The 6,500-nt window shown below is 54.5% G+C and carries 8 protein-coding genes; 5 read left to right on the forward strand and 3 right to left on the reverse strand.

Going from position 1 to position 6,500, the window contains the following annotated elements:
* Positions 1 to 777 carry a TIGR01457 family HAD-type hydrolase gene (locus EKM95_RS04220; RefSeq protein ID WP_125696590.1) on the forward strand — a complete coding sequence of 259 codons (777 nt, stop codon included), beginning with the start codon at positions 1 to 3 and terminating at the stop codon, positions 775 to 777.
* A 2-nt stretch (positions 778 to 779) separates the two neighbouring features.
* Entirely contained in the window at positions 780 to 1,406 is a 627-nt protein-coding gene (locus EKM95_RS04225; protein ID WP_125696591.1) for a TIGR01906 family membrane protein, read from the forward strand.
* 60 nt (positions 1,407 to 1,466) lie between these two features.
* On the opposite strand, the gene EKM95_RS04230 is transcribed toward EKM95_RS04225, so the two are convergent.
* From EKM95_RS04230 to EKM95_RS04240, 3 genes are all read right to left on the reverse strand, one after another.
* Positions 1,467 to 2,111, reverse strand: coding sequence for a VTT domain-containing protein (locus tag EKM95_RS04230; protein WP_125696592.1), 645 nt, complete (start codon positions 2,109 to 2,111; stop codon positions 1,467 to 1,469).
* 78 nt (positions 2,112 to 2,189) lie between these two features.
* On the reverse strand, positions 2,190 to 2,654 hold the full coding sequence (locus tag EKM95_RS04235) for a phosphatidylglycerophosphatase A family protein (RefSeq protein WP_225423174.1): 465 nt from the start codon (positions 2,652 to 2,654) through the stop codon (positions 2,190 to 2,192).
* A gap of 116 nt (positions 2,655 to 2,770) precedes the next feature.
* Positions 2,771 to 3,826 carry an NAD(P)/FAD-dependent oxidoreductase gene (locus EKM95_RS04240; protein WP_225423172.1) on the reverse strand — a complete coding sequence of 352 codons (1,056 nt, stop codon included), beginning with the start codon at positions 3,824 to 3,826 and terminating at the stop codon, positions 2,771 to 2,773.
* Between the two features lie 342 nt (positions 3,827 to 4,168).
* Here EKM95_RS04240 and EKM95_RS04245 point away from each other — a divergent pair, with 342 nt between their 5' ends.
* The 3 genes from EKM95_RS04245 to EKM95_RS04255 all read left to right on the forward strand — a co-directional run bounded on the left by EKM95_RS04245 (position 4,169) and on the right by EKM95_RS04255 (position 6,058).
* Positions 4,169 to 4,756: a peptidylprolyl isomerase gene (locus EKM95_RS04245; RefSeq protein ID WP_125696594.1), complete on the forward strand. Its 588-nt coding sequence runs from the start codon at positions 4,169 to 4,171 to the stop codon at positions 4,754 to 4,756.
* Positions 4,757 to 5,611, forward strand: a complete 855-nt coding sequence (locus EKM95_RS04250; RefSeq protein ID WP_125696595.1) for an ROK family protein — start codon at positions 4,757 to 4,759, stop codon at positions 5,609 to 5,611.
* A gap of 66 nt (positions 5,612 to 5,677) precedes the next feature.
* The gene (locus tag EKM95_RS04255) at positions 5,678 to 6,058 is read left to right on the forward strand and encodes a CvfD/Ygs/GSP13 family RNA-binding post-transcriptional regulator (RefSeq protein ID WP_125696596.1); all 381 of its coding nucleotides are present in this window, start codon (positions 5,678 to 5,680) and stop codon (positions 6,056 to 6,058) included.
* Positions 6,059 to 6,500: the final 442 nt, after the last annotated feature.

Raw genomic sequence — 6,500 nt, forward strand, 5'->3', positions numbered from 1 at the left:
GTGACATATAAAGGCTACATGATTGATCTAGACGGCACCGTGTATCGCGGCCGGGAACGAATTCCCGAGGCGCGGGATTTCATCTTGCGTCTGCAAGCGAAACATCTGCCGTTTCTTTTTCTCACCAATAACACGACCAAGTCGCCGCAAGATGTCTGCCGGAACCTGGCGGCCAACCACGATATTTTTGCCGAACCCAGCCAAGTCTATACGCCATCTTTGGCCACGGCGGCCTGGATCCAGGAACAAAACGGAGGCGATGCGCGCGGCAAGACGGTGTATGTGATCGGGGAGCTCGGGTTGAAGCAGGCGCTGCTGGACATTGGGCTGACCTTCAATGAGGTCGATCCCGATTATGTGGTGGTCGGGCTGGATTATGATGTCACATACCACAAATTTGAGCTTGCGACATTGGCCATTCAGCGCGGGGCATTTTTCATCGGGACGAACGCGGATACCAATTTGCCAAACGAGCGCGGCCATGTGCCAGGCGCGGGCTCTGTGATCGCCTTGGTCGAACGGGCAACGCAGCAAAAGGCGTTTTATATTGGCAAACCAGAGGCGATCATTATGCGCCAGGGCCTACGCCGGATGCAGTTGAACAAAGAGGACGTGGTGATGGTCGGCGACAACTACCACACGGATATCATGGCAGGCATCAACGCGGGCATCGATACCTTGTTGGTTTACACCGGCATCTCGACCAAGGCGGAAGTGGCCGAGGAAAAAGTACAACCGACGCATCAGATCGATTCGCTGGCGGACTGGGAGGTCTGAGTATGACGCGTCTTTGGCCCTGGAAGCTGGGGAGTTGGCTGGCGGTGATCAGTGGGGCGGTGGTGCTGACGCTGCTTTTGTCGTTTCCGCTGTACGCCTTTTTCATGCAGGTGGAGGATCTACCGGCGATCGCGGCCATGCCAGCGGGGCAGCTTTTTCGCAATTATGCCATCTTGATGCTGTATCTTTGCGTGCCCGGGGTCAGTCCGTTGCGTCTGCCCGATTTTCCAGTTTCAGCCAGTGGCGCGCAGCATTTTGCCGATGTGAAAAATCTGTTTCTGCTTGCCCTTGTGATCTTTATTTTGACCTCGCCTGTGCTGGTCCATTTTCTGCGGCGACTTAGCCAGAGACATGAGCGCTGGCGCCTGGTGCGCGGGGCACAGGTCGGCGCAGTGGTGCCGATCGTGCTGTTGGGGCTGATGGCGGTGAATTTCGACACGGTCTTCATCACGTTTCACAAATTGCTGTTCCGCAATGACGACTGGCTGTTTGATCCGGCCACCGATCCGATCATCAATGTTTTGCCTGAGGATTTCTTTGCGGCCTGTTTTGGGCTGGCGCTCCTGCTGTTTGAGGCAGCGATGATCTGGGCAATCTGGCGGGGCCGCCAAGACGCCCGGCGCAATTGAACAGAAAAAATAGCACCCGCAACCTCATTTTGAGAGCTTGCGGGTGCTTTTGTGTGCCGGTCATTCGGCTGTGGGCTTGCGGTTGCGTAGCGCTGTGATGAGGACTGGAACAAGTGAAATGGCGATGATGCCGATGACGACCAGGGAAAAATGGGCCTTCACGAATGGCTGGTTGCCGAAGAAAAAGCCGGCGATGCAGCACATGGTCACCCAGAGGAAGCCCCCGAGAAGATTGTAGTGGATGAATTTTCGATAATTCATCCGCGAGCCGCCGGAAACGAATGGGGCGAAGGTGCGAATCAGCGGGATGAACCGTGCGATCGCGATCGTCTTGCCCCCGTGTTTATTGAAAAATGCCTCCGCCTGGCCGAGCTTCTCCTGATTGATCAGGCGGCCAAAGCGCGAGCTATTGCTGGCGGCGAGCCCGAGGTGTCGGCCAATCTCGTAATTGACCGTATCGCCGAGCACCGCCGCCGCCAAGAAGATCGCAAACAACAGCCAGACGTTGAGGTGATATGCTTCATTTGCTGCCAGCGCGCATGCCGCAAAGAGTAGCGAATCGCCAGGCAGAAACGGAAAGATCACGATACCGGTCTCGATGAAGATCATCACGAACAAGATCAGGTAGGTCCAGTTGCCAAAACTGTTGATGATGGTGATCAGGTGTTCGTCGATGTGCAAAATAAAATCGATCAGTTGGGGCATGAGGCCCTCCTTTGAGAACGTGTTAAAGCAAGTATACCGAAGCCCCGTGGGTGAACCGCATAAGAAACGGTAAAGTTATCAGTAATTGTCGTCTTCCAATTCGGGATGGGAATGCGCCAAGCGGCTGGCCGAGGCCGCCGCGATCGCCCCGACTATATCATCGAGGAAGGTGTGAATGATGCCAGGCTCATGGGCGTTGAGCTTTGCCAAGATGCCCGGTTTGACCCGGTCGATGTAGCCATAGTTGGTGAAGCCGATCGAACCATAGACGTTGACGATGGAAAAAGCGAGAATCTCATCGCAGCCATACAGCCCTTCATCTTCGGCAATGATGTTTTGCAGCGGCTGCTCAAGCGTGCCAGCTTCGGCCGCCTTGTCCAGCGCGATGCCGGTCATCACCGCATTTTGGACCTCGCGTTTATGCAAGACGATCCGCACATTTTCCGTGGCAGCTTCGAGGGTGAGACCCGGGATGAATTTTGCCTGTAAAAACATGACCAGTTCGCCGATTGCCGGGAGTTCGACCCCGCGCTCTTTCAGCATTGCGATCGTGTGCGCATAAAGCCGTGCCTCATTCGTCTCGACTTTTTCCCGTGCGGCTTGGCGTGCGGCCTTTTCTTGCGCCTTGTTGTCGTTGTCCATGACCATCCTTCTTCCTATTAATGATAGAGTTGTGTGCTGTGGAGGGCCTGACGCCGCTCCGGATACAGAAAACTCAGGGTCTCATTGACCGCAGTCGGCGCCTCACCGAACCCACTGGCGATCAATTTTACCTTGCCAGGATAAGTGACCGCATCGCCCACGGCAAAAATGCCAGGGGTGGAGGTTTGCATCTGCGAGGTGACCACGATCTCGTTGTGCTCGAGGGTCAGGGGCCAGTTGCGCAGCTGCCGATTTTCGCTCATAAAGCCGTAGTTGACGAGCAGGCGGTCGACGTTCAGCGTGCGGGTCTCATCCCCGCGGACTTGGTCAAGGGTGACATCCAGGCGCGGACCGTTGGCGGTGACACCTTGAATCAGAAATGGCGTGTGCAGCTGAACGGTGGAGTGATGGAGCTCATCCACGCTGGATTCCAGCCCGCGGAACTGGTCGCGGCGATGGATCAAATGCACGCTTTTTGCGATCGGCGCCAGAGCCAGTGCCCAATCGATCGCGGAGTCGCCGCCACCTGCGATCGCAACATCGAGGCCCTTGAAGCTGTCGAGGTCGCGCACATAATAGAAAAGCTTTGTCCCCTCCAGTGCCGGGTCGTAGGGGCAGGCGAGTTTTCGCGGCGTGAAGGCCCCGCCGCCAGTTGCGATGATCACGCTTTTTGTGTGAAAAATACCATTCGTCGTCCCCAGCAAAAAGGTGCCATCGGGCTGCGGGTCAATTGTTTGCACATTGGTTGCGGTCTTGATCGTCGGGTGAAAATGGGCGGCTTGTTGCTCGAGTTGGGCGACTAGCTCTTGGCCGCTGATGCCGGTAAAGCCGCCGATGTCGTATAGAATTTTCGCTGGATACAAGTTGCCAGTCTGACCGCCCAGTTCACTCAGGCTTTCCAGCAGCAGGACGTCGGCGCTGTGCAGTCCCGCATAAAAAGCGGCGAACATGCCAACCGGGCCGCCGCCGATGACCGCGATCTCGTACAAGTGCTGACGCTCCGGTTCGTGGTTTGTGTCGTGGTTAGCAGGATAGTTCGTTTGGTTTTTCGGTTGATGGCTCATTTCGTTCATGTGCGTTCTCCGTTTCTGTTCAATCGCTGTCTTCTATCATCATAGTGGCACATCGGCCAACGCACAACCGGAACTAAGACAAATGGGTGCAGCCGACTTTGATGCGAGACGTTCTTTACTATTGTACGCCGTTTTATGCGACTGGTCAGGCAAGGGAGTCGGTGGTCTAAACGAAATGGCGTGGGCCAAGCGACAGACGCATCTTTGCGAGGTGACTCCGGTAGCCCCGGTCCGCGCGCACTTGATATAACCCACAGACCAACATCTCCCTGTGCGTGGCGCTTCGCCTAGTATTTGAAAGCGGTATTAGGTAAAATGGTTGAGAAATACGAGGAGGCAATCATGACATATCCACAATTAGAACTTGAAAACTTTTCCGGGCCAAAAGCCGTGATCGACACGACGATGGGCACGATCACGGTGGCCCTTTTTCCGGCGCAGGCGCCAAAAGCCGTTGAGAATTTCATCGGCTTGGCCAACAAAGGCTACTATGACGGGGGCACGTTCCACCGTGTGATTCCAGACTTCATGATTCAAGGCGGCGACCCGACTGGCACAGGGGCCGGCGGTGAGAGCATCTGGGGGGACGCCTTTGAGGATGAATTTTCCGCAGAGCTCTTCAATCTTCGGGGTGCGCTGTCGATGGCAAACGCCGGACCAAACACAAATGGCAGTCAATTTTTCATTGTCACCAATGAACATCTGAATCCGAGCATGGCCTCGCAGTTGCCAGCGGCCGGGTACCCACAAGCGGCGACCGATGCCTATCAGCAGGGCGGGACCCCGTGGCTCGATGGCCGCCACACCGTTTTCGGCCACGTTCTTGAGGGCATGTCTGTCGTTGACGCGATCAGCAAAGTCAAAACAACGAACGACAAGCCGGAGACACCGGTAACGATCAACCACGTGACAATCGAGGAGGCCAAATAGATGTTAGGAGCGATCGAAGCTGGCGGGACTAAATTTGTGTTGGCCGTTTCCGAGGATGGACTGACGGTTGAACACCGCGTCAGCATCAAGACCACGACCCCGGAAGAGACGATGGCCCAAGTCTTCGCCTATTTTGACAAGTACCCTGTGACTGCATTGGGGCTCGCATCGTTTGGCCCACTGAATGTCAACGTTCGCAGTGAGAGCTATGGCAGCATTACCAACACGCCCAAGTTGCCATGGCGCCACTATGACATTTTAGGCGACATGAAGGCCCATTATCCGGAGGTGAAGTTTGCCTTCACCACGGATGTCAACGCGGCGGCGTATGGCGAATTGAAAGCCGGCGCGGCAAAAGGCGTCCAGGATGTCGTTTACTGGACGGTCGGGACTGGTATTGGCGCTGGCATTGTCTCAAATGGCAAATTGTTGCAAGGGTACAGTCATCCTGAAGCAGGCCATATGCTGGTGCGCCGAGATCCGCGCGATGAGTTCGCCGGCTTTTGCCCGTATCACCATGACTGCCTCGAGGGATTGGCGGCAGGCCCGGCAATCGAGCAGCGATTTGGCAAGCCGGCAATCGAACTCGCGCCTGATCATGTGGCGTGGGAGATCGAGGCGAATTACCTCGCCCAGGCCTGCATGAACGTCACGCTCACAGTTGCACCGGAGCGCATCGTTTTTGGCGGCGGCGTGATGCATCAACCGCAACTGTTCCCAATGATTCGTGAGGCCTTCCAGGAAAAAATCGCAGATTACGTTGAGTATCCGGCACTGGACGATTATATTGTGCCAATCGCATTGAAGGATGACGCCGGGGTCATCGGTGCCTTCATGCTGGCAAAAGAAGCCTAGTTTCATCGGCCCTCGCTTTACGGTATACTGGTCATGAAAACCTGCACCACAGAATGAAGGGTCATTATGAACTATCGCATTGGGGATATCCTCACTGGCAAGGTGACGGGGATTCAGCCATATGGGGTGTTTGTTCTATTGAACGAACATGATCAAGGGCTGATCCACATCTCGGAATGTCAGCACGGATACGTCAAGGCGCTCAGCGACCTTTTCAAAGTGGGGCAACGGGTGACAGTTGTGATCTTAGATATCGATGAATATTCAGGTAAGATCAGTCTCTCACTGCGGGCCTTGCAGCCTGCACCCGATCTGACTCCGTTTCGTCGCCGCAAACATTTTTGGACGACACGCAAGGTTCATACCGGGTTTGCCCCGATCGCGGCGCGCCTGCCGGGATGGGTCGATGAGTACCTCAAACGAATGAACAAGAATGCGGCCGAGTGATCGGTCGTATTTTTGTGGATGATGCGGCTTGAATGGACGACTTTGTTCGCGATTTGGTCTAATTATTATGCATTGACGTTTACTCATCGCAAGAGCATTCGGAGAACACAACTTTTGCTCAGTTTTGGCATTTTCTTATTGACTCATGCGGCTTCTGGCTGGTAAGATACTTGTTGTTGTCAACGCGACCACAGCCATTACGGCAGCGCTTGAATATGAAAGAAAAGAATAATTATTCACTTCTAGATTATTGTTGACAGCGAACCGACCAAAAGATATACTGTTAAAGTTGTCTTTTGGACAAGTCGTCCTTTGAAAACTGAACAAAGTTTCGTAAATGTGTAGGTGATTCGGCCTTAATTGGTCGGAGAATTAAACATGAGCGAAGTCAATTCGCTAGTAACAACAAATCGAGCTATTCAAACGGCTCATTATATGAGAG

Source organism: Lacticaseibacillus yichunensis (assembly GCF_003946405.1).
Lineage (GTDB): Bacteria > Bacillota > Bacilli > Lactobacillales > Lactobacillaceae > Lacticaseibacillus > Lacticaseibacillus yichunensis.

Bases quoted from the DNA above. Each gene is read 5' to 3' on its own strand.
- EKM95_RS04235 (WP_225423174.1), bottom strand. From the start codon at position 2,654: ATGCTGAAAGAGCGCGGGGTCGAACTCCCGGCAATCGGCGAACTGGTC.
- EKM95_RS04245 (WP_125696594.1), top strand. From the start codon at position 4,169: ATGACATATCCACAATTAGAACTTGAAAACTTTTCCGGGCCAAAAGCC.
- EKM95_RS04230 (WP_125696592.1), bottom strand. From the start codon at position 2,111: ATGCCCCAACTGATCGATTTTATTTTGCACATCGACGAACACCTGATC.
- EKM95_RS04250 (WP_125696595.1), top strand. From the start codon at position 4,757: ATGTTAGGAGCGATCGAAGCTGGCGGGACTAAATTTGTGTTGGCCGTT.
- EKM95_RS04240 (WP_225423172.1), bottom strand. From the start codon at position 3,826: ATGAACGAAATGAGCCATCAACCGAAAAACCAAACGAACTATCCTGCT.
- EKM95_RS04225 (WP_125696591.1), top strand. From the start codon at position 780: ATGACGCGTCTTTGGCCCTGGAAGCTGGGGAGTTGGCTGGCGGTGATC.
- EKM95_RS04255 (WP_125696596.1), top strand. From the start codon at position 5,678: ATGAACTATCGCATTGGGGATATCCTCACTGGCAAGGTGACGGGGATT.